This window comes from Hymenobacter gummosus, assembly GCF_003970915.1.
Taxonomy (GTDB): domain Bacteria; phylum Bacteroidota; class Bacteroidia; order Cytophagales; family Hymenobacteraceae; genus Solirubrum; species Solirubrum gummosum.
The window spans coordinates 96,161-122,599 of the sequence record NZ_RXOF01000007.1 but is presented as its reverse complement, the minus strand read 5'-3'; the positions used below and the strand labels follow the sequence as shown (position 1 = coordinate 122,599).

22 protein-coding genes are annotated in these 26,439 nt (G+C 65.6%); 13 read left to right on the top strand and 9 right to left on the bottom strand.

Annotated elements, in window-relative coordinates:
- Positions 1-61: 61 nt before the first annotated feature.
- Positions 62-1,015, top strand: coding sequence for a hydroxymethylbilane synthase (gene hemC / locus EJV47_RS13755; RefSeq protein ID WP_126693736.1), 954 nt, complete (start codon positions 62-64; stop codon positions 1,013-1,015).
- A 92-nt stretch (positions 1,016-1,107) separates the two neighbouring features.
- Complete coding sequence (locus tag EJV47_RS13750; protein ID WP_126693735.1) at positions 1,108-1,479, top strand: YbbC/YhhH family protein; 372 nt, start codon at positions 1,108-1,110, stop codon at positions 1,477-1,479.
- 11 nt (positions 1,480-1,490) lie between these two features.
- On the opposite strand, the gene EJV47_RS13745 is transcribed toward EJV47_RS13750, so the two are convergent.
- Entirely contained in the window at positions 1,491-2,126 is a 636-nt protein-coding gene (locus tag EJV47_RS13745; protein WP_126693734.1) for a DUF2238 domain-containing protein, read from the bottom strand.
- Between the two features lie 230 nt (positions 2,127-2,356).
- Between EJV47_RS13745 and EJV47_RS13740 the strand changes: the two genes are divergently transcribed.
- From EJV47_RS13740 to EJV47_RS13715, 6 genes are all read left to right on the top strand, one after another.
- Complete coding sequence (locus EJV47_RS13740; RefSeq protein WP_126693733.1) at positions 2,357-2,950, top strand: GNAT family N-acetyltransferase; 594 nt, start codon at positions 2,357-2,359, stop codon at positions 2,948-2,950.
- A gap of 57 nt (positions 2,951-3,007) precedes the next feature.
- The gene (locus EJV47_RS13735; protein ID WP_126693732.1) at positions 3,008-3,676 is read left to right on the top strand and encodes a peptidylprolyl isomerase; all 669 of its coding nucleotides are present in this window, start codon (positions 3,008-3,010) and stop codon (positions 3,674-3,676) included.
- Positions 3,677-3,787: 111 nt separating this feature from the next.
- Positions 3,788-4,687: an SDR family oxidoreductase gene (locus EJV47_RS13730; protein ID WP_126693731.1), complete on the top strand. Its 900-nt coding sequence runs from the start codon at positions 3,788-3,790 to the stop codon at positions 4,685-4,687.
- Positions 4,688-4,896: 209 nt separating this feature from the next.
- Entirely contained in the window at positions 4,897-7,176 is a 2,280-nt protein-coding gene (locus EJV47_RS13725) for a GH92 family glycosyl hydrolase (protein ID WP_126693730.1), read from the top strand.
- A 1,098-nt stretch (positions 7,177-8,274) separates the two neighbouring features.
- Positions 8,275-9,438 carry a zinc-dependent alcohol dehydrogenase gene (locus EJV47_RS13720; protein WP_126693729.1) on the top strand — a complete coding sequence of 388 codons (1,164 nt, stop codon included), beginning with the start codon at positions 8,275-8,277 and terminating at the stop codon, positions 9,436-9,438.
- 287 nt (positions 9,439-9,725) lie between these two features.
- Entirely contained in the window at positions 9,726-12,479 is a 2,754-nt protein-coding gene (locus EJV47_RS13715; RefSeq protein WP_126693728.1) for a S8 family peptidase, read from the top strand.
- 81 nt (positions 12,480-12,560) lie between these two features.
- On the opposite strand, the gene EJV47_RS13710 is transcribed toward EJV47_RS13715, so the two are convergent.
- Positions 12,561-13,361, bottom strand: coding sequence for a M57 family metalloprotease (locus EJV47_RS13710; RefSeq protein ID WP_126693727.1), 801 nt, complete (start codon positions 13,359-13,361; stop codon positions 12,561-12,563).
- 133 nt (positions 13,362-13,494) lie between these two features.
- Positions 13,495-14,304, bottom strand: a complete 810-nt coding sequence (locus EJV47_RS13705; RefSeq protein ID WP_126693726.1) for a M57 family metalloprotease — start codon at positions 14,302-14,304, stop codon at positions 13,495-13,497.
- A gap of 484 nt (positions 14,305-14,788) precedes the next feature.
- On the opposite strand from EJV47_RS13705, the gene EJV47_RS13700 reads away from it, so the two are divergent.
- The 3 genes from EJV47_RS13700 to EJV47_RS13690 all read left to right on the top strand — a co-directional run bounded on the left by EJV47_RS13700 (position 14,789) and on the right by EJV47_RS13690 (position 18,891).
- Entirely contained in the window at positions 14,789-16,324 is a 1,536-nt protein-coding gene (locus EJV47_RS13700; RefSeq protein WP_207895888.1) for a PSP1 domain-containing protein, read from the top strand.
- A gap of 3 nt (positions 16,325-16,327) precedes the next feature.
- On the top strand, positions 16,328-16,843 hold the full coding sequence (locus EJV47_RS13695; protein WP_126693725.1) for a gliding motility lipoprotein GldH: 516 nt from the start codon (positions 16,328-16,330) through the stop codon (positions 16,841-16,843).
- Between the two features lie 209 nt (positions 16,844-17,052).
- Positions 17,053-18,891: a hypothetical protein gene (locus EJV47_RS13690; protein ID WP_126693724.1), complete on the top strand. Its 1,839-nt coding sequence runs from the start codon at positions 17,053-17,055 to the stop codon at positions 18,889-18,891.
- A 312-nt stretch (positions 18,892-19,203) separates the two neighbouring features.
- On the opposite strand, the gene EJV47_RS13685 is transcribed toward EJV47_RS13690, so the two are convergent.
- The 6 genes from EJV47_RS13685 to EJV47_RS13660 form a co-directional block, all read right to left on the bottom strand.
- Entirely contained in the window at positions 19,204-20,082 is an 879-nt protein-coding gene (locus tag EJV47_RS13685; protein ID WP_126693723.1) for an SDR family oxidoreductase, read from the bottom strand.
- Between the two features lie 54 nt (positions 20,083-20,136).
- Complete coding sequence (locus EJV47_RS13680) at positions 20,137-21,021, bottom strand: hypothetical protein (RefSeq protein WP_126693722.1); 885 nt, start codon at positions 21,019-21,021, stop codon at positions 20,137-20,139.
- A gap of 155 nt (positions 21,022-21,176) precedes the next feature.
- The gene (locus EJV47_RS13675) at positions 21,177-22,169 is read right to left on the bottom strand and encodes a ComEA family DNA-binding protein (RefSeq protein WP_126693721.1); all 993 of its coding nucleotides are present in this window, start codon (positions 22,167-22,169) and stop codon (positions 21,177-21,179) included.
- A 174-nt stretch (positions 22,170-22,343) separates the two neighbouring features.
- Positions 22,344-23,243, bottom strand: a complete 900-nt coding sequence (locus EJV47_RS13670) for a hypothetical protein (protein ID WP_126693720.1) — start codon at positions 23,241-23,243, stop codon at positions 22,344-22,346.
- Positions 23,233-24,018, bottom strand: a complete 786-nt coding sequence (locus EJV47_RS13665; RefSeq protein WP_126693719.1) for a UDP-2,3-diacylglucosamine diphosphatase — start codon at positions 24,016-24,018, stop codon at positions 23,233-23,235. Before EJV47_RS13665 ends, EJV47_RS13670 begins: the two co-directional genes overlap by 11 nt.
- A complete protein-coding gene (locus tag EJV47_RS13660) occupies positions 23,999-24,655 on the bottom strand; it encodes a LutC/YkgG family protein (RefSeq protein WP_207895887.1) in 657 nt (218 codons plus the stop codon). The genes EJV47_RS13665 and EJV47_RS13660 overlap by 20 nt, the downstream gene beginning before the upstream one ends.
- Before the next feature lie 154 nt (positions 24,656-24,809).
- On the opposite strand from EJV47_RS13660, the gene EJV47_RS13655 reads away from it, so the two are divergent.
- Positions 24,810-25,676 carry a DUF4261 domain-containing protein gene (locus EJV47_RS13655; RefSeq protein ID WP_126693717.1) on the top strand — a complete coding sequence of 289 codons (867 nt, stop codon included), beginning with the start codon at positions 24,810-24,812 and terminating at the stop codon, positions 25,674-25,676.
- Positions 25,676-26,131, top strand: a complete 456-nt coding sequence (locus EJV47_RS13650; protein ID WP_126693716.1) for a hypothetical protein — start codon at positions 25,676-25,678, stop codon at positions 26,129-26,131. Before EJV47_RS13655 ends, EJV47_RS13650 begins: the two co-directional genes overlap by 1 nt.
- Positions 26,132-26,439: the final 308 nt, after the last annotated feature.

Here is a 26,439-nt window from a genome sequence, read left to right as displayed (position 1 = left end):
GCTACCTCTCCAAGTCAGCCCGTCACTAAGTCACTAAATCACCAACTCACTAAATGTCCCTATGACCTCTCCCATTCGCATCGGTACCCGCGGCAGTAAGCTGGCTTTGTGGCAGGCTAACCACGTGGCCGATACCCTCAACGCCGCCGGTCTTGAGACTGAAATCGTCATCATCACCACCAAGGGCGACGTGGTGCTGGACCGCTCCCTGGACAAAATCGGGGCGAAGGGCGTGTTTACGGAGGAGCTGGAGGAAAGCCTGCGCACCGGCCACATCGACATTGCCGTGCACAGCGCCAAGGACGTGCAAAGCTCCATTCCCGACGATTTGGAGCTGCTGGCCTTCATGCCGCGCGAAAAAGTCAACGACGTCATCATCAGCTTCGACCCCGGCTTCTCCCTCGACCGGCCCGATATCGTGCTGGGCACCAGCAGCACCCGCCGCCGGGCCATGCTGAAGCGCTACTACCCGCACGCCATTACGGCGGAGGCCCGCGGCAACCTGCAGACGCGCCTGCGCAAGCTCGAAGAAGGTCAGTACGACGCCTTGGTGCTGGCCTTTGCCGGCGTGCACCGCATGGAGTACGACTCGCTCATCGTGCGCGTGCTGCCCGAAACGCAGTTTATTCCCGCCGCCGGGCAGGGCTCGGTGGCCATCGAGTGCGCCAAGAACCTGGACCTCCCGCGTAAGCTGGCTTTGCGCAACCTGCTCGATGACCCGGATGCCCATACCTGCCTGCGGGCCGAGCGGGCCTACCTGCGCACCATGGAAGGCGGCTGCAGCATTCCCAGCTTCGCCCTGGCCACTTTCACCGACGAAGGTGCCCTGCAGCTGCACGGCGGCCTCATCAGCCTCGACGGGCAGCAGTTTGTGGAGGAAATCCAAGAAACCCACGATGCCGACGACGCCGAGGCCCTGGGCGTGCGCGTGGCCGAAGCCGTACTCAGCCGCGGCGGGGAGCAGATTCTGCAGGACATCCGCCAGCATCGGGACTCCGAGTCGGCCACGTTCTAACGAGTGGTGCCCCGACGCTAAAGTCGGGGCACCACTTGTTTTATGCCGGGCCGGCTAAACAGCAATCAACTTCATTTCTAGCCGGCAGTACGATGCGCCTTCTGATCTGTCTTTCTGGTCTGCTCCTGCTCAGTGCTTCCGCTTGCGGGCAACAACACTTGCGCAGCACCCACGCGCAGCTAAAGGAACTGCTGAAGGAAACTCTGAAAGAGCCGGTTGAAAGGCGTGTATTGGTTAGGCCGGTTATTCCGGATTCAACTACGGCCGTAGCGGTGGCGGAGGCGCTGACCTTTGACATCTACGGCGACAAACAAATCAGGCGACAGAAGCCCTACCAGGTGGCACTGATCGACGGATATTGGGTTGTTACCGGCTCCTTGCCAGTAGGCCACGTTGGCGGGGCATTCGAAGTAATTCTTGATGCCAAAGACGGCCGGGTACTGCGACTGGCGCACGGCAAGTAAAGCGGTTCGGATTAGCCGTCGGTGCGCTGCCGCTTGTTCGTCACGGCGTAGAGCAGCAACGCCGCCACTGCCCCGCTGGTATCGGCCAGCATATCCTTCTGCGCGTCCCAGATGTCGCCCTGGCTGCCCAGGAACTCCGCGCCCGAGGCGCCGCCGGCGGTGGCCGCGTACACCCACTCGATGATTTCGTAGCTCATGGCCACCGTGCCGATAACGCACAGCGGCAGCAGGTAGGAGAGGAAGCGGCTGCGAATCAGGCCGCGGGCGTCGGTGTACTCGATGAGTGGGTAGGCGTAGAAGCCCACCGAAAAGTGCGCCACCCGGTCGTACATGTTGCGCTTGAAGCCGAAGAAGTCATTAAACCAGTCGAAGGGTACCCGCTCGAAGGTGTAGTAGCCGCCGATGGTGTGCATGTACAGCAGCACGCTCATCAGCAGGTAGCTGGTGTTCGAGAACTGCACGCCCCGGCGGTACAGCACCACCAGGGCCACCACGATGAGCACGATGGGCAGGTTTTCGACCACCCAGGTGGCGCGGCTGTAGGGCGTAAAGGCCAGGGCGGTGAACAGTAGTAGGTAACCGACGAGCAGCAGCTTGGGCAGCCAGGACGGGTTGCGCAGGGGTGCAGGAATAGGAGTGGAGGTCATAAGGCGGCAAAGAAGTTGGAGCCGCTTACGTAAACTCGGGCCGCGCCGCCGTCCGTGCCGTAGCGCGAAGCTCCGCTTCGCGTATCCAGCACGTTTGTCGCTGAACGACTCGTTAAACAACGATTGTCGTTTCAACGAGTCGTTTTGGATGCGCGAAGCAGAGCTTCGCGCTACGGCGCGGACAACCGGGACTTGTTACGTGTCACCTGTTACCTGTCACCCCAAAACCCATGCGCCCCCGCCCGCTGCCACCCGCCCCCACGCTCCGCACCGCCCGCCTGCTGCTGCGCCCCTGGCTGCCCGCCGACGCCCCGGCGCTGCTGCGGCTGATTGATGACGACCGGGCCCGGCTCACGCGGGACTTCCCCAAAACCACTCAGGCCGTGCAGGACGAGGCCAGCGCCCGGGTGTTCATCGAAATCCGCGACGCCGACTGGCTGATCGGCAAGGGGGTGCAGCTGGGCATCTGGCCCGTGGGGGAGGCGGCGCCGGTGGGTTTTGTGAGTTTGCGCAACATCGAGTGGGAGGTGCCCAAGGCCGAGCTGGCCTACCTGCTGAGCGCCGCGGCCGAGGGCCGGGGCCTGATGCACGAAGCCGCAACGGCCGTTATCGACTGGGCCTTCCGGGAGTTGGGGCTGGAGCGGGTGTACTGCCACGTCGACCCCGCTAACGAGCGGAGTGCCCGGCTGGCCCAGCGCTGCGGGCTGCGGCCCGAGGGGCGGCTGCGCCACAACTTCCGCGGCGGCGACGGGCTCATCCACGACAGTCTCCTCTTCGGCCTCACCCGGCCCGACTGGCTGGCAGGTTCCGCCGATTCGGTTTAGCTTCGCCGGGCGCAACGGCCGTAAGAGGCTCGTGCGTCCCGTTTCATCTCCCCGCCCATGATTCGCTCACTCCGCTTTACCGGTCTGCTGGCCGCCGCGCTCTGGCTCGGCTCGGCCGCCGCGTCGGCCCAGGAGGCCAAGACCAAGACTAAAACGCCCAAGCCCAGCAAAAAGGACGAGGTGGTGACCCTGCACGTCACGCAGGGCGGCACCACGCTCGGCGACATTCGCCTGGTGACCTACGAGCAGACGCCCCTGCACCGGGAAAACTTTCTGAAGAAGGCCAAGAGTGGATTTTACTCGGGCACCACCTTTCACCGCGTCATTCCCGGCTTTATGGTGCAGGGCGGCGACGCCAACTCCAAAAACGCCGACCCGAACGACGACGGCATGGGCCAGCCCAACGACCCGACCGTGCCGGCCGAGCTGCGCCCCGAGCTGAAGCACAAGCAGGGCGCCCTGGCGGCGGCCCGCATGGGCGGTCCTCCCGGCACGCCCAGCAGCAGCTCGCAGTTCTACATCGTGCAGAACCCCGGCGGCACGCCCTTCCTCGACGGAGCCTACACCGTGTTCGGCCAGGTAATCCAGGGCCAGGACGTGGTCGACAAGATTGTCAAAGCCCCGCGCAACGAAATGGACCGCCCCAACGAGGCCATCAAGATGGACGTGAAGGTGGAAAAGCTCAGCAAAAAGAAAATCACCAAGCTGTACGGGTATCAGTATTAGGTGAAATGGTGAGGTGGTGAAATGGTGAGTGCCGTTCCGCTTGCGCGAAATGCGCGGTTGTGGCCTCCCGATCATCAAACTCACCATTTCACCACCTCACCATTTCACCGCATGCGCCTACTCATTACCGGCTCCAACGGGCTGCTGGGGCAGAAGCTGCTGGCGCGGCTGCACCAGGAGCCCGGCGTGGCACTGCTGGCTACCAGCCGGGGCGCCAACCGGCTCACGCAGTGGTTTCCGGAAGTAGACTACCAGCCGCTCGACGTGAGCGACGAAGCGGCCGTGCAGGAGTTGCTGGCCCGCTGGCAGCCCACGCACCTCATCCACACCGCCGCCCTGACGCAGGTGGACGACTGCGAGCTGCGCCCCGATGAGTGCTGGCTCCACAACGTGACGGCCACCGCCATCCTGGCCCGCGCCTGCGCCGCTCAGGATATTCACCTGACGCACCTGAGCACCGACTTCGTGTTCGACGGCTCGTACGGGCCGCTGAAGGAGGACGCCGAGCCCAAGCCCATCAGCCACTACGGCCGCAGCAAGCTGGCCGCCGAAGAGGCCGTGCAGGCTACGCCGGGGCTGCGCTGGGCCATTGCCCGCACTGTGCTGGTGTACGGAGTGCTGCTCGGCGGCGGGCGTAGCAACATCGTGCTCTGGGTGCGCGACTCGCTGCGGGCCGGCAAGACCATTAAAGTAGTGTCGGACCAGTGGCGCACGCCCACGCTGGCCGAAGACCTGGCCGAGGGCTGCTGGCTGATTGCCCGGCAAAGCGCCCAGGGCATCTACCACGTCTCAGGCCGGGAGTTTTTCACGCCCTACGACATGGCCCTGCGCGTGGCCGCGCACTTCGGGCTTGATGCCGGGCTGATTGAGAAAGTCGACGCCAGCACGTTTACGCAGCCCGGCAAGCGCCCCGCCCGCACCGGCTTCATCATCGACAAGGCCGAGCAGGAGCTGGGCTTCCGGCCGCACTCCTTCGAGGAAGGTATTGACATCGTGGCCGGGCAGGCCTAGGGAAGTGGCATACACTTTAGTGTGTGCTGGCGCGGTACGCGCCAAGGTGTAGCCGCGCCGTTTGGAGCGTTGGAAAATGAACCGCTCTGTCAAGTGTCGTGCAGGACCGCATTGCGGCCTTCGGCCGCAGCAACAAGCTGAACCGAAGGTCGACGCAGTCAAGCTTATGCCACTTTCGCGTTAATTGCCGCCCCAATTGCGCGCTTCTGATGCCGAAACCTTTCCTGCTTTTCTGCCTGCTGCTGGCCGCCCTCACGGCTCCCGCCCAAACCCTGCCCGAGCCCGTCGACCTGGTGAATCCGCTGATGGGCACCGACTCCAAAGTGGAGCTGTCGAACGGCAACACCTACCCGGCCATTGCCCTGCCCTGGGGCATGAACTGCTGGATGCCGCAGACCGGCAAGATGGGCAGCGGCTGGGCCTACCAGTACGCGGCCGACAAAATCCGGGGCTTCAAGCAGACGCACCAACCCTCGCCGTGGATGAACGACTACGGCCAGTTTGCCCTTATGCCCATCACCGGGCAGCGGCGCTTCGGGGAGGACGAGCGGGCCAGCTGGTTTTCGCACAAGGCCGAGGAGGCGCGGCCCTACTACTACCGCGTGTACCTGGCCGACCACGACGTAACCACCGAAATAGCCCCCACCGAGCGGGCGGCCCGGTTCCGCTTCACCTTCCCGCGCACCGACAGCGCCTACGTGGTGCTCGACGCGCTGGACCGTGGCTCCGCGGTGCAGGTGCTACCCCAGCAGCGGCGCATCACCGGCTACACCACCCGCAACAGCAAGGGCGTGCCGGCGAACTTCAAGAACTACTTCGTCATCGAGTTCGACCACGACTTCACCAGCACCGCCATCTTCCAGGACAAGGTGCTCGACGCCGCTAAGCTGGCGGCCGAGGCGAATCATACGGGCGCCGTCGTCGGCTTCCGGACGCGCAAAGGGGAGCAGGTGCAGGCGCGGGTGGCCTCGTCGTTTATCAGCCCGGAGCAGGCCCTGCGCAACCTGGACGAAGTGGGGCCGCAGGATGACTTCGAGGCGGTGAAGCGCAAGGCGCGGGCGGCCTGGGCGGCTCAGTTGGGCAAGATTCAGATTGAGGGCGGCTCGGAAACCCAGCAGCGCACGTTTTACTCCTGCCTGTACCGCTCGTTGCTCTTCCCGCGCAAGTTCTACGAGCTGGACGCCGCCGGCCAGCCCGTGCACTACTCGCCCTACAACGGGCAGGTGCTGCCCGGCTACCTCTACACCGATACCGGCTTCTGGGACACGTTCCGCTGCCTGTTTCCCTTCCTGAACCTGCTGTACCCGAGCGTCAATGCGCAGATTCAGGCCGGCCTCGCCAACGCCTACCAGGAGGGCGGCTGGCTGCCGGAGTGGGGCAGCCCCGGCTACCGCAACATCATGATCGGCAACAACTCGGCCTCCGTGGTGGCTGATGCCTACCTCAAGGGCGTGCGCGGCTACGACATCAACAAGCTCTACGAAGCCCTGCTGCACGGCGCCAACAACGCCGGCCCCATGACGGCCGTGGGCCGCGCCGGGGTGGAATACTACAACAAGCTCGGCTACGTGCCCTACGACGTGAAAATCAACGAAAGCGCGGCCCGGACCCTGGAATACGCCTACGACGACTTTGCCATCTACCAGCTCGGCAAGGCCCTGGGCCGGCCCAAAAAGGAGTGGAGCCTCTACGCCAAGCGCAGCCAGAACTACCGCCACCTGTTCGACAAGCAAACCGGGCTGATGCGGGGCAAGAATCAGAATGGCACCTTCCAGTCGCCCTTCAACCCCTTCAAGTGGGGCGACGCCTTTACCGAGGGCAACAGCTGGCACTACACCTGGTCGGTCTTCCACGACATCGACGGGCTGATGCGGCTCATGGGCGGGCCCAAACCCTTCGTGGCCACGCTCGATACGGTGTTTACCCTCGCGCCGGTGTTCGACGCCTCGTACTACGGCGAGGTTATCCACGAAATCCGCGAGATGCAGATTGCCGGCATGGGCAACTACGCCCACGGCAACCAGCCCATCCAGCACATGACTTACCTCTACAACTACGCCGGCCAGCCCTGGAAAACCCAGTACTGGGTGCGCGAAACCCTCAACCGCCTCTACCAGCCCACCCCCGACGGCTACTGCGGCGACGAGGACAACGGCCAGACCTCCGCCTGGTACGTCTTCTCCGCCCTGGGCTTCTACCCCGTCTGCCCCGCCACCGACGAGTACGTGCTCGGCGCCCCGCTCTTCCCCCGGGCCACCCTACGCCTGGAAAACGGCAAGACCATCGTGCTCAACGCCCCCGGCAACCGCGAAGCCGCCAACCGCTACATCGGCGGGCTGCGCCTGAACGGCCAGCCCTACCCGCGCAACTTCCTGCGCCACTCCGAGCTGCTGCAAGGCGCCACCCTCGACTTCGACATGGCCCCGCAGCCCAACCAGCAGCGCGGTACCCGCCCCGAGGACGCCCCGTACTCGATGAGCCGGCAGTAGGGCAGAGGAGGCGAGGGCGCTCAACCAGTGCGGTACTACAGCCGCGTAGCGGCGCCACGTCAATAGCCCGCGCAAGACACCAGAACAACAAGAGTTCCGTAGGAGCGGCACCTTTCCCGCGCGGATGAGGGTGCCGCTCCTACGGAGCTCTTGTCGTTCCTGGCGTGTCGGTTGCTATTGACGTGGCGCCGCTACGCGGCTGGCAGGCTGGGCAAAGCTGCGCGGGGCTACAGCCGCAGAGGAGGTACGGGACCACAGACGCGATGCGGAACTACAGCCGCAGCGCGGCGCCATGTTGGTAGAACTTCAGCAGCGGGCACGAACGACCGAGCTGCAGCGCAGCGGCATCCGTTGGCTTCGCTGACTTTTGGTTGCGGCCGTCCACGCGGCGCGGAGAGGTGTCGCTGCGCTGCAGCTCGGCTCTGTCCTGAGCTATCCGTTTCTACCAATATGGCGCCGCTACGCGGCTGTAGAACCGGTACAAGGCGCCGCCATCTTCCGATTGAGGCTGCGCCACAGCAAAATGCGGCCAATGTTCCTTGAACGCGTCCTGCACCGGTGCAGCATGACCAAGCGAGCCTGCAGGACCACCTTGCACCGGTGCAGGATGGCCAAACACTCGTGCAGAGGCATCCTGCACCGGTGCAAGTCGATCAAATACTTCTGCTAAGAGACCTTGCACCGGTGCAGGGTGGTTAAACAGCCCTGCCGAGGCATCCTGCACCGGTGCAGAATGCCCCGGCACCCGTGCAGCGGCGCCCTTCACCGGTGAAGACGACTTCTACAGCTCTGCATAAGTTCCTGCCACCGGTGGCAGGCCCGTCAGCACCCCTGCAAAGCCAACCGCCACCGGTGGCAAGGGCTTGCGCACCCCTGCAAAATCAGCTGCCACCGGTGGCGAATCCATAAACACCCCTGCGCAACCGCTCCCAACCGGTGGCAGGCCCTTCCGCACCCCTGCGCCACGCTTCGCCACCGGTGGCGGTAGCTGCTGCCCAGTTGCGCTCAGCCCAGCCGCCCCACAACCCCAGCCCGACGGTAGCCGTTAGCCTTTCCGGTTGCCGCCGCGCCTCTTATCCACAACCAAACATCCATTTCATGAAAGCATTAGTCTTCCACGGCATCAAGGACGTGCGCGTCGACACGGTCGAGGACCCGGAAATCGTCGATTCCCGCGACGCCATCATCCGCGTGACCAGCACGGCCATCTGCGGCTCCGATCTGCACATCTACAACGGGGGCATTCCGCAGCCCCGGCCCATGGTGCTTGGCCACGAGTTCATGGGCATCGTGGAGGAAGTGGGCAAAGGCGTGGGCGGCAAGCTCAAAGTGGGCGACCGGGTGGTGGTGCCCTTCCCCGTAGCCTGCGGCACCTGCTACTTCTGCAACCACCACCTGCCCGGCCACTGCGAAAACTCCAACCCCGACCACTACGGTCCCGAGGGCGGCGTGCTGACCGAAAAAGGCGGGGCCCTGTTCGGCTACACCGACCTCTACGGCGGCTACAACGGCGGGCAGGCCGAGTACGTGCGCGTGCCCTACGCCGACTACGGCCCCCGCGTCATTCCCGATAGCCTCACCGACGAGCAGGCGCTGTTTCTCACCGACATCTTCCCCACCGGCTACAGCGGCATCGACTGGGGCGAGGTGAAGGGCGGCGAGTTCGTGGCCATTTTCGGGGCCGGGCCGGTGGGCATCATGGCCGCCAAATCGGCCTGGCTGCGCGGCGCCGCCCGCGTGGTCATCGTCGATGTGCTGCAGTACCGGCTGGACAAGGCCCGGGCCACGGCCAACGTGGAAACCATCCTGTGGCAGGACCGCAAGCAGGTTATCGAGGAAATCCGGAGCATGACGGCCGGCCGCGGCGCCGATGTGTGCGTGGAGGCCGTGGGCTTCGAGCCCGAGCGCGACCTGCTGGACCGCGCCAAGGCCGTCATCAACTTCGAAAAAGGCTCCCCCAAGGTCATCGAGGCCTGCATGAGCGCCGTGCGCCGCGGCGGCATCGTGTCGGTGCTGGGCGTGTACGGCGCCTACTTCGACAACTTCCCCCTGGGCCAGTTCTTCGACAAGGGCATCACCCTGCGCGGCGGCCAGGCCCCGGCCCACAAGCACATCGACAAGCTGCTGCAGTACGTGGTGGAAGGCAAGGTGCAGCTCGACGACATCATCAGCCACAAGCTACCCCTCAGCGAAGCCGCCCACGGCTACGACATCTTCCGCAACAAGAAGGACAACTGCACGAAAGTGGTGCTCAAACCCTAAGCGGCCACGGCCCGAATCGTAGACCGTTGTGCAGCGCACTCGCTCGGCTACGCCGAGTGAGCCGTACGTAGCCCGGCTGTGCCGAGCACCCATCCGCGCCGCGTGAACGACGCCCGCACGTCCCGGTGCCGCGCTCGGCGTAGCCGAGCCACATACACCTCACTCGGCACAGCCGAGCGAGTGCGCAGCAACGTCAAAGAACCCGCCCCGCCGGCGGGTTCTTTTTTTGCCCGTGGCGGCCGTTTCCCGTGCCACGGGGCCGCGCCGCTACGGCGGGTTTTAGTATCTTGAAACACCTTCATCCGCGCCCGGATAATCCCCGCCAAACCGCGTTTTGGCAGGATTATTCCCCGACTCTACTTAACCAAGCCACCGCTCTGAAAACCTACCTGCTCCGTGCTTCCCTGGGGGTGCTGCTGGCCGCCACACTGCCGCCCGCTGCCCGTGCCCAAAGCCCCGCGCCCCGTCCTGCCCTGGCCGCCAAGCTCGCCCCGCCGCTGCAGTCGGTGGCCGCCCGGTCCGCGGGCATCTACCGCATCCAGGTCACCAACGCGGCGGCTTTCCGCCACTGGGCCGGTCAGCACCTGCCCGCCGCCCGACTGCAGGCCGTACCCGGGCAGCCGCAGCTGCTCACCGTCAGCGGCGCGCCGGATGCGGCCGGGCTGGCCGCCTGCCCGCTGGTGCAGTTCGTGGACGTGGCCGCGCGCCGGGCCTACGCCGAGCGGGAGCTGGACGGCATCGACCTGGGGCTGAACCGCATCTGGCCCGTGCACGCCCGCTACCCGCAGTTCACCGGCCAGGGCCTGACGGTGTCGATAAAAGAGGAAGCCTTCGACCAGCACGATCTGGACTTCAGGGGCCGGGTCGTCAGTAGCTCGTTGTTCACCGGTACCGTCACCGACCACGCCACCACCATGGCCACGCTCATCGGCGGCGCCGGCAACTCCTCGCCCGCCGGCCGCGGCGCCGCCCGGCAGGTGCGCCTGGCCACCAGCAGCTTCGCCAACTTCCTGCCCGACGACGGCGTGCAGCTCGCCGCCAACGGCGTATCGGTGCAAAACCACTCCTACGGCGCGGGCGGCGTGGAAAGCTACTACGGCCTCGAAGCCCGCGCCTACGACCAGCACACGCGCCAGTATCCCGCGCTGCTGCACGTGTTTTCCTCCGGCAACCAGGGCAACCGCACCGGCCCCACCGGCACCACCTACGCCGCCGTGCCGGGCGTGGCCAACCTCACCGGGCAGTTCAAGCAGTCGAAAAACACCCTGAGCGTGGGCGCCACCGATGCCCTGGGCCGCGTGGCCCCGCTCAGCTCCCGCGGCCCCGCCCACGACGGCCGCCTCAAGCCCGAGCTGGTGGCCATCGGGGAAGCCGGCACCTCCGACGCGGCCGCCGTGGTGTCGGGGGCGGCCGTGCTGCTGCAGCAGGCCTACCGCGACCAGCACAACGGCCAGCTGCCACCGGCGGCGCTGGTGAAGGCCGCCCTGCTGAACAGCGCCGACGACACCGGCCGCCCCGGCCCCGATTTTGAATCCGGCTTCGGGCAGACCGACGCCTTGGGCGCCGTCGAAACCATCCTGCAGAACCGCTTCCGCCTCGATGCGGTGGGCTCCGGCGCCACGCGCAGCTTCCCGCTCACGGTGCCCGCCGGCGTGCAGCAGCTCACCCTCACCCTGGCCTGGGCCGATGCCGAAGCCGCCGCCGGTACCGCCCAGGCCCTCGTCAACGACCTGGACCTGGAGCTGGTGGCGCCCGGCGGCCTGCGCTACCGCCCCTGGGTGCTCAGCGCCTTTCCGCACCCCGATTCGCTGGTGCTGCCCGCCCGCCGCGGCCCCGACCGCCTCAACAACGTGGAGCAGGTGACGCTGCTGGCGCCGCCGCCGGGCAGCTACGCCATCGAGGTGCGCGGCCACCGGCTGACGGTGGGCAGTAGCCAGGACTTCGCCCTGGCCTACGAGCTGGCCCAGCCCGGCCTGGAGTGGGTGAACCCCACCGCCACGGGCACGCCCCCCGGCCTGCGCACCGACCAGCTGCAGCGCCTGCGCTGGCAGTGGCGCGGCGCCCCGGCTACCGGCCGCCTCGAATACCGCCTCGGCCCTGCCGCGCCCTGGCAGCTCATCAATCCGGGCGTGGACTTGGCCGCCGGCCTCTACGCCTGGACGCCGCCCGACGTCAACACCGAGGCGCAGCTGCGGCTGGTGGTGGGCGCTGCCGATTACCCCAGCGCCACCTTCGGCCTGAACCGCCCGCCCCGGCTGCAAGTGGGCTACTACTGCCCGGCCGAGGGCAGCCTCCCCGGCGAAGCGCTGCTGACCTGGTCGGCCCTGCCCGGGGCGACGCAGTACGAGGTGCGGCAGTTGGGCGCCACCGAGCTGCAGCCCCTCACCACCACCGCCGACACCGTGCTGCTGCTCAGCGGCCCGCAGCTGACCACCCGCCACTACGCCGTGTACCCCGTGCTGCCCGGCGCCCGCAGCGTGGGCAGCCGCACCATCGACTACGCCAGCGCAGGCACGGCCTGCTACGTGCAGTCCTTCGTGCCGCGGCAGTTCGTGGCCTCCGAAGTGGTGTTCGACCTGCAGCTGGGCACCACCTACGGCCTGCGGCAGGTGCACCTGGAGCGCGAAGCGGCCGGCGGCTTCGTGACGGTGCAAACCCTGCCCGCCGGCCGCTCCACGCGCTTCGCCCTCACCGATGAGCTGTCCGAGCCCGGCCTTTACCGCTACCGTGCCCGCCTCGAAACCACGGCCGGCCGCGTGGTCTATACTCAGGTGGAAGCCGTGCACTACGCCCGCCCCGACGACGTGCTGCTCTTCCCCAACCCCGCGGCGCCCGGCCAGCCCGTCACCCTGCTCGATGCCGCCCAGCGCGCCCTGCACTGGCAGCTCTACGACCAGCTCGGCCGCCTGCTGCGCGAAGACCGTCCCGCCCCCGGCGCCCTCACCGAGCTGGATTTGCGAGGCCTGGCCGCGGGCACTTACCTGCTGCGCATCCGGCCCGAAGGCGGCGCCCCGCTGGTGCGGCGCCTGGTGCTGCTGTAAGCGGTAGTTCCCCCCCCCAAACGACAACGCCCGGCTTCGCAGAGAAGCCGGGCGTTGTGCATTCCGTAGGGGTAGGAGCCGCTAGTAGAGGTAGTTCAGCGCCGTTTTGTCGTGCGAGTCGAAGGGGCGGCTCTGGCCCGCGCCGATGCAGGCCAGCATCCAGGAGTTGGGCTCGGCCGTGGTGGGCGTGCCCGGAATGTGCACGGCCCCGACGGTGCTGGCGCCCTCGTTGGCCGTAGCGCCGCCGCAGCTGTAAGAGCGGTCCATGAAGTCGGTGTGGCGGAAGCCGATGCAGTGGCCGATTTCGTGGGCCAGGATGGTGGCCAGGTAGTTCACGCCCGGGTTGGTGCCGATGGCCTGCGAGTTGACCTTCACCTGCCCGTACGGCGCCCCGGCCGAGGTGGGGAAACCCGCCGAGGCGAGGAAGCTGCCGTTGCCCTTCACGATGTCAATATCGGCCCCGCTCGACACGCGCTGGAAGGTCAGCAGCAGGTTTTCCGCGTTGTAGCGCCGGATGGCCTCGTCGAGCCCGGCCACGTAGGAGCTGGGCAGGCGGCTGGAAATACTGACCTTAATGACGCGGCCCGAGCCGGCATTGACCAGGTTGTTGGTGCGGTACTGCTCGGCGTTGGCCACGCGCAGAATGCGGTGGTCGGGCGTGCTCTTCAAATCGGCTTCGCTGAGCACAATGTCGCCCTCCACCAGGTAGCCGTCCTCGGTTTTTTTCGCCTTGTGGGTGCTGAATCCCAACTGGCGAATCTGCGTCAGGGCCTCCTCGGAGGGTTGGTCGGCGGCCAGCACTTCGGCCTTTTTCTGGCAGGATGTCAGGCTCATTACGCTCAACGCCAGAGCCGTGGCGGCGGTAAACAGTGTTGCTTTCATCGGTGGTGTTGGGGGTTGGGTGAGTGGAAGGGAAGGGGGAAGTGGCGCTGGTACCACCCGAAAAAAACGAGGCCCGGCTCTGTCTAGGAGCCGGGCCTCGCCGAATCAAACCGGCCTTTGCAGGCCCGGCTCGTTAGTAGATGTAGTTAAGCGCAACTTGGTCGTTCGAGTTGAACGGACGGTTGCCGCCGTAGCCGATGCAGGCCAGCATCCACGAGTTCGGGTCTACACCGGTGGGCGTGCCGGGGATGTGTACGGCACCCACGGTGCTGGCGCCTTCGTTTACGGCCGAGCCACCGCAGCTGTACTGACGGCCCATGTAGTCGGTGTGGCGGAAGCCGATGCAGTGGCCCACTTCGTGCGCCAGGATGGTGGCAATGTACGTGGTGGCGTACGAGGTGCCGATGGAGTTCGAGTTAACCAGTACCTGCGAGTAGGGGTTGCCGCCCGAGGGGAAGCCGGCCGAGGCCAGGTAGCCCGCGCCCGAGGGAGCCTTGGTCAGGGTAATGTTGGCACCCGAGGTAACGCGCGAGAACCGGATGCGCAGGTTCAGCGCGTTGTAGCGGCGAATCAGCTCGTCGGTGGCCGTTACGTAGGCCGAGGGCAGCGTGCTCGATACGGCAATGGTAATGGTGCGCTGCGAGGTGCCCACGCTCACCAGGTTGTTGGTGCGGTACTGCTCCTCGTCGCCTACGCGCAGGAATTCGTTCTGCGGAGCGCTCTTCAGGTCGGCATCCGTCAGGAAGATGTCACCTTCGACCAGGTAGCCATTGTCCACTTTCTTGGCGCCCGTCGAAGTAAAGCCCAGCGCTTTAATCTGGGTCAGTACGTCCTCCGACACGGCATCGGGAGCTTGAACATTTTCCTTCTTGGAGCAGCTGGTGAACGACAGCGCCGTGAAGGCACACACTGCGAGAGTCGAAAGTACTTTGTTGACTTTCATAACGGTGGTTTGGTTGGGGTTTTGGTTGAACAATGCGCAAAAGGTAGGAGTGTTTTTTGAAAACATCAAATAAAATTCATCAAAACTTCATAATAGCCTCACCGTATCGCGCGCGTAGGCAGGCGCTGGTACCCTAGTAATACCGGGAGAGCCTTGAATTTTGCTGGGAATGTTGCGGCGTTTATTTAGCTGTTGTTTATGGTATTATGTTAATATTAGCCCTCGTCGCTCCGGCCCCGGAACGTACAGTTGTTAGCCTGTGGCTGCCAATGAGCGGCCTATTGATAAAGTCCAGAAATTGGAAAGGAGGGTGACCAAGCGGCCTCTGGCTGATTGACGGCCGGTAGGGGCGACCCAAAACGGGAAGCCGCGGGCCCTAATCCCTGCCGGCCCGTACCCCCTCCCGAAATGCTTATCTTTGTTTGAAACCCCATTGTTGTTCGCGGGCCGCCCACCGGCGGCCTGCTTGATATAGATTCTCACTGTGGCTTGCACTTCATGTTCCAGCGGCGGCGGTTGCGCCACCTCTGGCTGTGGCTCCAAAGGGGGCTGCTCGTCGGGCGGCTGTACGCGCCTGAACGTTTTCGACTGGCTGCAGGACCTTGACCTGCCCGCCGGCTTCCAGGAATTCGACCTCGTAGAAATCCGCTTCAAGGGCGGACGCAAAGAGTTTTACCGCAACGATAAGCGCCTGCTGCTCATCACCGGCGACGCGGTGGTGGTGGAGGCCGGCGGCAACGGCTGGCACCTGGGCTACGTCTCGCTCAAGGGCGAGCTGGTACGCCTGCAGATGAAAAAGAAAAAGGTCGCCCAGGACTCCAAGGACATCCGCACCATCATCCGCGTGGCCACGGCCCAGGACGTGGAGCGCTACGAAGCGGCCCGCGAGCTGGAGCTGAACACCATGTTCCGGGCCCGCTCGGTGGTGGATGAGCTGCGCCTCAAGATGAAGCTCTCGGATGTGGAGTACCAAGCCGACCGCACCCGCGCTACCTTCTTCTACTCGGCCGAGGACCGCGTGGATTTCCGCGACCTGATTAAGCGCCTGGCCGAGGAATTCCGCGTGCGGGTGGAGATGCGCCAGATTTCCCTGCGCCACGAGGCCGGCCGCCTGGGCGGTATCGGGGCCTGCGGGCGGGAGCTGTGCTGCTCCACCTGGCTGACGGAGTTTAAGAGCGTAAGCACCACCGCCGCGCGCTACCAGAACCTGAGCCTGAACCCGGCCAAGCTCTCGGGGCAGTGCGGCCGCCTGAAGTGCTGCCTGAACTACGAGCTGGAAACCTACCTCGACGCGCTCAAGGACATTCCGCAGGTGTCGCGGCCCCTGCAGACGCAGATGGGCGACGCCTTTTTGCAGAAGACCGACATCTTCAAGAAGCGCATGTGGTTTGCCTTCCGCGGCGACAACAACTGGATAATGCTGCCCACCGAGCGCGTGAAGGAAATCCAAGCCCTGAACAAGGCCGGCGAAAAGCCCGACACCCTGCTGGCGCCCGTGACGGAGCCGGTGGTGGAAGTCAGCGTGCAGGAGCACGTGGAAGGCTCCCTCGACCGCCTCGACGACAAAATCAAGGCGGGCAAGCGGGCCAAGCGCAAGAAAAAAGGCAAGGAGAAAGGCCCGGTGGCCCCCGGCCCCGGCGTGCAGCCCAAGCCCACGGCTACTTTGCCCAAAGACGCCCCGCGGCCCCGCACCGAGCCCAAGCCCAAGCCGCCGGTGGAAGCCACGCCGCCCGCCGAGGGCGCCGCTGGCGCCCCCAAGGCCGGTGGCCGCTCAGGCAGCCGCCGCGGCCGCTCCAACGTAACCACCGACGCCCCGCGCACCGACCGCCCGGCCCCGCGCTTCGACCCGCGCTTCCGCAACGCGGCCGGCCCGGCCCCCGACGGCAGCGGCCCGGCTTCCAAGCCCCCGGGCGAGGAAGGCCGCGGCGAGCGGAGCGGCCGTTCGCGCCGCGGTGGCCGCCGCGGCGGCCCCGAGGCGGGCGGCGGGGCGCCGGCCAATCCTTCACCTTCGGCTTCTTAACCGATGCTGCGCTTTATTCCACTGCTGCGCCGGGCCGCCCTGCTGGCCCTGCTGCCGGCCCTCGCGGCCTGCGACGCGAACCGCGTGTACGAGGACAATACCGACCTGGAAGCCAACGGCCAGCCCTACCTGTGGTCGGTGCAGACCAAGCCGGCGTTCGAGTTCAAGATTGAGGACCCTGCGCAGGCTTATAACGTGTACCTGAACGTGCGCAACGCCTCGATGTATGGCTACTACAACCTGTACATCAAGGCTACGCTGACCGGGCCCGGCGGGCCGGTGGGCAAGCCCATGCTGCACCAGATGATCTTGATGGACCCGAAGACCGGGGAGCCCCGCGGCAATGGTATGGGCGACATTTTCGACCACCAGTTTCTGGCCATGCCGCGGCAGCGCTTTCCGCAGGCCGGCACCTACCGCCTTACCCTGGAGCAGTACATGCGCCAGGACGTGCTGCCGGGCATTATGTCGGTGGGCGTGCGGGTGGAAAAAGCCCCGGCCGACGGCGCGGCCAACTAGCCGATTACATGCTGCTAACGCGCGAAAAGCCGCCCCGGGCCGGGGCGGCTTTTTTGTGCACTTAGCCCGGGTTGAATAGGAAAGTAACGATGCTTGGCGCGTCTGGGACGGGAGCTGAATTGTGGACGTTTGGACAACTCCACGGCAGGGGCGGCGTATAGTTTAACCGCTTTCCCAATTCTCACCCAACCAACTACACCTTCCACATCATGGCGGACAACACCAAAAATCCGAACGACCAGAAGAACCAGAATGCCGGCTCTTCGACGGGTGCCCAGAACAGCGGCGCCACCAACGCGTCGGGCATGGGCTCTACTACGGGCGGCATGCAAGGTAACACCGGCACCAACCCCGGTTCCTCCACTTCCTCTTCGGGCCTGACCAGCGGCAGCACCAGCAACCGTGAGTCGGGCTCGACTACTTCCAGCCAGTCGCTGGCCAACTCGGAAACGAGCATGGGCCAGGGCGGCATCACCGGCTCGACCACGGCCCAAGGCAGCACCGGCAGCAAGTCGGGCGCCAGCAAATCCGGTAGCTCCAGCAGCAAGTCGGGCAGCAGCGCCGGCAAGTCGGCCACGGGCTCAACTTCTTCGGCTTCGACTACGGCCAAGAAGTCGGGCAGCAGCGCCACGGCATCGAAGTCTTCGACCTCGGGCAGCAAGAGCGGCTCGGCTTCGGGCAAAGGCCAGTCGTCGGAGCAGGGCAATGACCAGAACTACCGCTCGGGCGGCCAGCAGGATCAGGACCGCAACAACTACGGCGGCAACTTCGGCAACAGCACCCAGGGCAGCTACCGCGACCATGACCGCGACGAGAACATGTATAGCGGCGCCGGGCGCGGCGAATTCGGCCAGCAGGGCTACGGCTCGACGCAGGGCGGCTATGGTAATCAGGACCGCGACTTCGACACCCGTTCGCGCGGCAACGAGTACGGCGAAGACGGCTACAACCGCGGCCGCCAGGGCAACTCCTACGGCCAGGATGACTACCGCGGCGGCGACCGGGGTGGCAACGGCTACGGCAACCAGGGCGGCTACAGCGGCAGCTACGGCCAGCAAAGCAACTACGGCGGCCGTAATCAGCAGGATTACGGCAACCGCAACGACCAGAACCGCGGCGGCCAGGGCGGCCACAACTACGGTGAGATGCGCCAGGGCCAGATGGACAGCCAGTACGGCCAGCGCGACTCGTACGGCTACCAGGAGCGCGGCTACGGTCAGCAGGGCGGTAGCAGCATGGGCGGTGGCCAGCAGGGCCGCAGCGGCTCGCAGGGTGGCGACTACCAGGGCCGCAACTACGGCGGTGGCAACCAGCAGGACTGGGACAACCGCGGCAACATGGGCGGCCGTAGCGGCCAGGGCGGCTACGGCGGTCAGGGCAACTACCAGGACGACTACCGCAGCTCCAACGACAACGGCTCGCGCTACGGCCAGCAGGGCTATAGCCAGGACTACGGCCGCTCGTCGATGAGCGGCGGGGGCTACGACCAGAACCGCGGCAACCGTGGCGGCCGGGAGCAGGACGACTACGGCCAGTACAGCACCCGCAACCAGCGCGAAGACCAGGACCGCTCTTCCTCGCGCGGGGGCTACGACAACCAAGGCTCGGGCCGCCGCAACCAGGACGACAACCGCAGCCAGGGCAACTACGGCCGCAGCAACATGGGCGGCGGCCAGATGGGCGGCGGCTACGGCGGCGGCTACAACGACGACCGGTACAGCTCCGGCCGCTCGGGCTCGTCGTACGGCTCGCAGCAGGAAAACTATGGCTCGCGTAGCGGCTACAACGAAGGCCGCGGCGGCTACGGGGGCAACTCCGACCAGGGCTACGGCTCGCGCGGCGGCTCCTACAACGACGAGTACGACTCGTCGAACCGCAACTCGCGCCAAGGCTCGCCCGCCCGCGGCGACATGCGCAACGAGGACCGCAACCGCAACTACGGCCAGCAAAACCGCAACCAATACCGCAGCCAGGACGAAGATTCGGACTACGGCTCGGGTTCTTCGATGCGCCGCAACAGCGGCCGCGACGATGACGACCGTTACTAGGTCGACACCCCGCTAATTGCAAAAGGGCCTTCGGCAGTTGCCGAAGGCCCTTTTTTTTGTCGAAACTGATCAAGAAGAGAGGCATCCTTCCCGGCGCGTACGTCGGATGACAGGCGAATTTTGCTGACCACGACTCCCTGAACAGATTCATCACGACAATCGATACAAAGGCTAAGCCCGGGGCAGATGCCTGCTCCGGGCTTGGCCTTTGAGAGTGATGCGGCCTTAAAACAAGGATTATTGACCCGGGCTTATTTCCGCCTCTTCCGAAAGAGTGTGCAGGCGCAAGTGCGGCGCCGCCACTGCAAGCGGCTAAGCCGGCAGAAACTCGGCCCGGTGCTCCTGGGCAAACTCCTGCACGGTACGCGGCACGCGGCCGGTGAGGCGCTGCACGTCCGGCGTAACGGCCGCGGCGTGCCCCGCGCGGATGAGGGCATTCAATTCCGCCATGCTGTCGACCAGCCACTGCGGGGCGCCCTGCATGGCCTGGCGGGCGGCCTCCTCGGGCACGTCGACGTACCGCACGGGCTGGCCGGTGGCCTGACCGATGGCCGCGGCCACTTCCTCTACTGTGAGGGCCAGCGGGCCGGTAAGGGCGTAGGCGCGGCCGTGGTGCTTGGGCACGTCGTCGGTGAGGATGGCGGCGGCGGCTTCGGCAATATCGAAGGCGTCGATGTAGCCGGCGCGGCCCTGGCCCAGCGGCATAAAGATGCTGCGCTGCTGCCGGATGGCCTCGCCCTGGTAAGTGAGGAAGTTCTGCAGAAAGCTGGCGGGCCGCAGGATGGCGTAGGGCAGCCCGCTTTGGGCCAGGTACTGCTCGGCCTCGCGGTGCCAGCGCCCCAACTGAATGCCCGGCTCGGCCTCGGCGCCCAGGGCCGACAGCTTCACCACTTGCCGCACCCCGGCGGCCCGCGCCGCGTCGATGAGCGTGCGGCTGATGTCGACCTGGTTTTCGACGAAGGGGGTGATGAGAAACACCCGGTCGACGCCGGTGAAGGCGGGCGTAAGAGTGGCGGGGCGGTCATAATCCAACTCCACCAGCTGCACCTCGGGGTTGAACTGGCGCAGCCGGTCGCCCTTGATGATGGAGTGCACGCCGGCGCGTACGCGGGCGCCGCGGTTGCTGAGGGCGCGCACCAGTTCGGAGCCGACGGTGCCGGTGGCGCCGGTAATCAGGATGGTTTCGGGCATGGGAAGGTAATTGGTTGGGGTAGGCAGAAATTACCGCCGGGCCGGCCGGTTTGTTTAGCGGCTGGCCGTGTCGCCGCGGTAGCGGGCCCGAAACAGCTTCCCCTTCTCGTTGCTGACCACGAAGTCGTGGTCGTCGACGAAGGTGAGGGCTTCGGCCTGCCCGCTGGAGGGCAGGGGCAGGCAGCTCTTGGCCCCATCGAACAGGCGCTGCCCGGCCTGGGGCTGCAGCAGGTACACGTGGCCGTAGCCAAGCAGGGCCACGGTGCGCCCGTCGGGACTGATATCGGCGGCGGTAATCCAGGTATTGATGCGGATGCTGTCGGCCAGGCGGGCCACGTAGCGGCCGGGGCGGGCGGGGAGGTGATATTCCTTTACCCAGTTGCCCTCGCCGCGGTTTTTGGTAAACAGGTACAGGCTGTCGTTGTGGTAGAAAAACGCCTCGCAGTCGAAGTTGCGGGCCTTTTTCTTGGGCGGAAACTGCCGCTGATCGGGGTAATGGAAGCGGATGGTGTCCACCGTTTTCAAATCGGCGCCCGAGAGGCGGTAGATGCGCAAGTCGCGGCGCTTGTTGCCGTTGTTGCCGAAGTCGCCGATGAACAGCTGCCGACGCTGCCGGTCCTGGGCCAGGTCCTCCCAGTCCACGTTGGAAGCGCCACGCACCGGGTGCGTCCGAATCAGGTCGCCCTGGGGCGTGACCAAGTATAGCCAGGTGGTATTGCCGCCGTCGCCGTGGGTCCAGAGGTTGCCGCTGCTGTCGGCCAAGGCCAGGCCGGAGCTTTCCACTACCTCGGTCTTGTGCAGGCGGCCTACGGCCTGCACGCTGTAGTCCTTGCTAACGCGCTCAAAGTCGCCGCGGTCAGCGTCCTTGGCGCAGCCGCACAGCACCGACTGCACGAAAATCAGCAGGGGAACCAGTTTGTCACGGAGCACGAACAGCATAGGCGAAAGGCAGAGTTTGAGCATCGGCCCGGCCGGGCAAGCCGGAGCATATGCGCTGCCTTACGCAAAGCGTCCGCCTTTGGTCTAAAGTCGGTGGTTGAATAAGGGAAGGGTTGATTGGGGCATCCTATTCAAGCATCCAGTCATTCCCTTATTCAGAACCTGAGGTAGGGCAGCAGCTTCTGGTAGGTTTCGTCGTCGAGGATGCGAATCTGGCGCAAGTCGGCGGGCTGACGGAAGCGGCCGTGCTGCTGGCGGTAGGCCACCAGCACGCGGGCCAGGCGCTTGCCCAGGTACGGGTGCTGGCAGATTTCCTCGAACGCGCCCTCGTTCACGTTGAGGGGCTGGGGTTGATAACCAGGTGCCACGAAGGTGTACTTGCGCAGGCTATCCACCAGGTCGGGCGCGTCGCGCAGGCTGTATATTTCGGCGCTCTGGCCCACGTTGATAAAGCCGCCCAGCCGCTCCCGGTACTCTACCACCCGCTGCGAAAGGCGCCGGCCAAAGCCCCGAATCTGCATGAGCTGGGTGGTATCGGCCGCGTTCAGGTCGAAGGGCTGCAGGTTGCGCGGCTTGCGCGGAAAGCGGCCGGGCTGCGGCGGCCCCGGGGCCGCGGGCTGAGTGTTGCGGACGGGGTAGCGGCTGGCGTACTCCTTTTTCTCCCGCGGCGGCAGGCTCTCGGGCAGCAGCAGGTAGGGCGCCAGGCGCTGGTAAGTGCTGTCCTCAAGCCCGTAGGCCTTGCGCAGCTGCTCCTTGGCCTTGAAGCCGCCGATAACGTCGCGGTATTTTACCAGCCGCTTGGCCAGGAAGCGCGGCAGCCCGCGGGCCTGCCAGCCGGTTTCGTCCACGGTGTTCGGGTCGAAGGGCGTGAGCGGAATGCGCGCTACGCGGGCGTAGGCGGGGCGGCGCGCGGGGTAGCGGCGGCGGGTGGCCGCGGCGGGGCGGGCAGCAGTCAGCTCAGCGGCTACTTCATCGAGCTGCTGCCGGTCACGGCCGGGGTCGTAGGCGGGTAGGGCCGGCCGCAGCAGCAAGGGCGCCGCCAGCAGAGCTACCAGCAGGATGAGCAAGAGGGCGAAGCCGTTGGTTTCGGTGCGGGAAAACCCGAAATGCCGCCGCACGGCCCGGCGGACTTTTTCTAACACTGGCATAATCAAATACGCAACAATTCACCTGGATTGGTAGAAAATGTACAGGTAAATAGGCCAAGTGCAATGTTTGGGCAGGAAATAATTATCAGGTAGCGGGCTTACTGCGGTAGGAGCCCCTGTGGATTGTAGCTGGCTCAGGTTGCGGACTGCCGGTGGGTCGACAACGAGCGGGCCTTAGCGGGGCAGCTGATACACCGCAAAGCCCGCGGGCGTAAAGGCGTAAAGGTACTGCTCGCCCACCAAGGTGTGGGCCGCGTCGGCTACGGGCAGCAGCACAGTGCGCTCCTGCAGGCTGTAGAGGTGGTAGAAGTGCAGCAGGCCGTCTTTTACGTAGTACAGTTCGTCGCCGCGGAAGCCTACCCAGTTCAGGCCGCTGAAGGGGAGCTTTTTGCGGAAGTTGCCCAGGTTGTCGAAGACCCAGATGCCGCCGGCGCGGTCGACCAGGTAGAGGTTGTTCTGGTACTCGCGCAGGAAGCGGAAATCGGGCTTGCTGCGGCCCAGCAGCACGTCGAGCGGGGTGCTGACGGTGATGCGGCGCAGGGCTGAGCTGTACTGCTGCAGCGTGAGGTTACTCTCGTTGAGCAGCCAGAGGTTGTCGTCGGGGGCCAGGGTGGCGGTGCGCACCAGCCCGTCGTTGACCAGCTCGGGCAGCCGCGTGGCGCCGATGGGGGAGAGAAACCGGTCGAGCAGCAGCAGCTCCTGCCGGTCGTCGTAGAAGACCAGGATCTTAGTGGTGTTCCAGGCTTCCACCTGGGCCGTGTGGCCGGGCAGCGGGGGCGAGTAAGTGGCCAGCGCCTGCCCGTCGGGCCCGAACTGCCGCAGGTTGTTCTGCGCGTCCGTCACGTAGAGGTTGCCTTTGCGGTCCAGGGAGGCCGGGCCGGGCTGGGCCAGCTTCACCGTGCGCACCAGGGCCAGGGTAGCGGGCGTGGCTGCCGGAGCAGCGGGCGGCTGGGCGGCCGGGCGCACCTCGGCCGGGGCCGTGGGCGGGGTGGTAGCCGTCTGGGCCCGGGCGGCTGGTGTCAGCCCAAGCAAGAACAAACCAGCCGCGGTGCCGCGCCGGAAATTAGCCTTCAAAACGCTCCAGGGACAGGGTGTGGCCATCGTAGACGCCGTACGTGCAATAATTGACCCACTCGCCGAGGTTGACGTAGCGGCTCCGGTCCCCCACGGGTACGTCGAGGGGCAGGTGGCGGTGGCCGAACACGTAGTAGTCGTGGTGAAAACGCTTTTCCAGCTCCCGGCAGTACACCAGCAGCCACTCCTCGTCGCCGAGGTACACGTCGTCCTTGGCCGAGTTGCTCAGGCGGCTACGCTGGCTCCAGGCGTTGGCAATGCCGATGCCCACGTTGGGGTGAATGCGCGCAAATAGCCACTGGGCCACCGGCGAGGCAAAAATGCGCTTGAGCACCTTGTAGGTGTAGTCCTTGGGCCCCAGCCCGTCACCGTGGCCGATGTGGAAGCGCTGCTCCCCGATGCTGAGGCTGATGGGGTGGCGCAGCACCGGAATGCCCAGCTCCTGGGTGAAGTAGCCGAACATCCACATGTCGTGGTTGCCGGTGAAGAAGGTCACCGGCAGCCCGCCGTCGACCAGCTCGGCCAGCTTGCCCTGCAGGCGGATAAAGCCGCGGGGAATGGCGTGGCGGTACTCAAACCAGAAGTCGAATATGTCGCCCACGAGGTAGATGGCCGCCGCGTCCCGGGCGGCCATATCCAGCCAGCGCACGATGCGCCGCTCCCGTTCCCGGGAGCTGGCTGGGTTGGGGGCGCCGAGGTGAAAATCGGAGGCCAGGTACACCTTGCGGCCGGGCGGCAGCGGCAGGGGCGGCAGCTCAGGCAGTGGGGAGGTCATCAAGCAAAAACAGGGTGATGCTGCGCGGGCCGTGGGCGCCGAGCACCAGGGTCTTTTCGATGTCGGCGGTGCGGCTGGGGCCGGTGGCCAACGACAGCATGGACGGCAGCTTGTCGAGCCCGCCGAACTTGTCCAGCACCAGCTGCAGCGCGTCCTTGATGTCGGCCACTACCTGGGAGGCGCGGGCAAACACCAGCTGCTGATCGGGGTAGATGCTCAGGCGCCGGCCGCTGGCGGTGGCCGCGCTGAGCAGCACCGAGCCGGTACGCGCCACCAGGGCCTCGCAGGTGGTCAGGCCCGCGTCGGCGTGGGCAATAAAGTCGGCTTCGTCGCCCTGGTGGACTATGCCGGCCGCGTGCAGCAGCTTCTTCAGCTCCGGCTCCCACACGAACAGGTTGCCGATCTGCCGCTCCTTTTTGTGGGCGTAGAGCAAATCGTAGAAGTGCTCCTCGCTGGCGCAATAGTAGAACGTGCCGCCGGCCCGCACGAAGCTTTCGGCGAAGCTGATGGTCAGGTCGTCGGCCGGGGCGGGGAACAGCGGGGCGGTGAAGTTGGGCACGGCCGGCTGCTGCGGGCTGGGCTGCTGCAGGGCCGTGCGGATGCGCTTCAGAATGATGTCACGGGACGATTCGGCCATGTACAAAGCTAATCACGGATTCTTGCGGATTTGACGAATTACACGGATTTCGTGGACGATTGGCCTTTGGGTTCGGGGTGGACTGTGCATTGGTGCGCAACTTGGAGTAGCTTGGGCCACTGCTGTTGCTTTGCCTCCTCGACGTCCCTGCATTATGTCATCCGACTTCATCAATCCTGAAAACGACCCGGCCAACGCTTCGTCTGAAGAGTCGGTGGAGAATGCGCCGCAGATGCTGCACGTGCGGTTTCTGTTTGCGCAGCCCATCAGCCTGGATCAGGCCCGCATAACCGCCGAGCTGCGCAACGAGTTTGCCCGCGTCGACGAGGCGGACAACGAGGGCAACGCGCTGCTCTATTTCTTCCCCGACTACAGCGTGCAGTACCAGGATGCCCGCGTGCCTGCGCAGGGCGCGGTGCTACTGGCCGAAGAGCCGCAATTTGATCCGGAATCCGTCGCCGCGGCGCTGACGCAAAGCTGGCACTGGCCCGAGGCGGCCGACGTGGTGCAGCAGTGCCGGTATGAGTTCCTCGTCACGGATATGATGTCGCGCGGGCTGGAGCATCAGCAGCGGGTGGGGTACTTCCAGAAGTTTGTGGTGGCCCTCATTAAAGCTACCCGGCCGCAGGCGGTGCATTTCGGGGCGAGCGACAAGCTGGTGAACCCGTTTGCCTACGTGCTGGCCGTGACGGACGAGGAGCCGGACGTGCTGAACGGGCTGCTCAACGTGCGCTTTTTCAACATTGCCGACGGCGCCGAGGGCCAGATGCTAGTGGACACGCTCGGCCTGCACGCGCTGGGGCTGCCGGACTTTCAGATTCTGTTCCAGGAAATGGACCCCAACCAGGTGGTGGGCGCGGTGTGGAGCTACGCCAATTACATCTACGAAAATGGGGTGGTCATCGAGCCCGGCAACACCATCCAGGGTCTCACCCCCGCCGACATGTGGACTTGCTACTACGCCGACGCCGCGGTGGCCCCCGCGCGCATCGTAATCGACGTCGATACCGACCCGCAGTAATGGGCCACCACATCAGCGCCCTGGTCACCGCCAGCCCCGCCGACCAGGCGCAGGCTGCCCGCTACGAGCTGCCCTGCTTCCTTGAAAACGGCTTTACCATCATTGGGCTGAATGCCTGGCACAGTGACTACTGGGCCGAACAGCTCGGTATTCCGCACCGCAATTACTCCGACATTATCCTCGACAACGACGTGACCCGGTTCTTCGCCCGGGCGCTGGGCCTCGGCCGCTACGCCCTTATCAGCACCGACTACTTCGGCGGCACGGGGGAGCAGTACGCCGCCGTGTACGAAGGCGACCAAACCATCATGCCCGCCACCCGTGGCGGCATCAACGCGGCGCTGCGGCTGCTGGGTGTGCAGCGTCAGGGGTGGCTGGATGAGTTTGACACCATCGGCCTGGGCAAGCACCGCAGCTTCGACGGCTACTTCGAGCGGTACTACGACTTGGATTGAGCCGCGGAGCAGGACGCAGGTGCTGATACTACGGCGGCGCCGGCTGGTACTGCCCGTTGCGCATTGGCGCAATGCCCATTTCCGGCCGGGAGAAGCCCTTGGGAAATGCGCCACACTCGTTTCCGTCCGGTGGAACCCTTGAGGGAATCCTACATGAGCAATTCCATGCGGCGGAGGCCCCTTAGGGAATCCTGCACGCGGATGCGCCTTAAACGCAGTGGTGCCACGATTATGAAGTCGTGGCACCACCCGGACGACAATCGTCTACAAAATCCGTGTAATCCGTCAAATCCGCACCAATCCGTGAT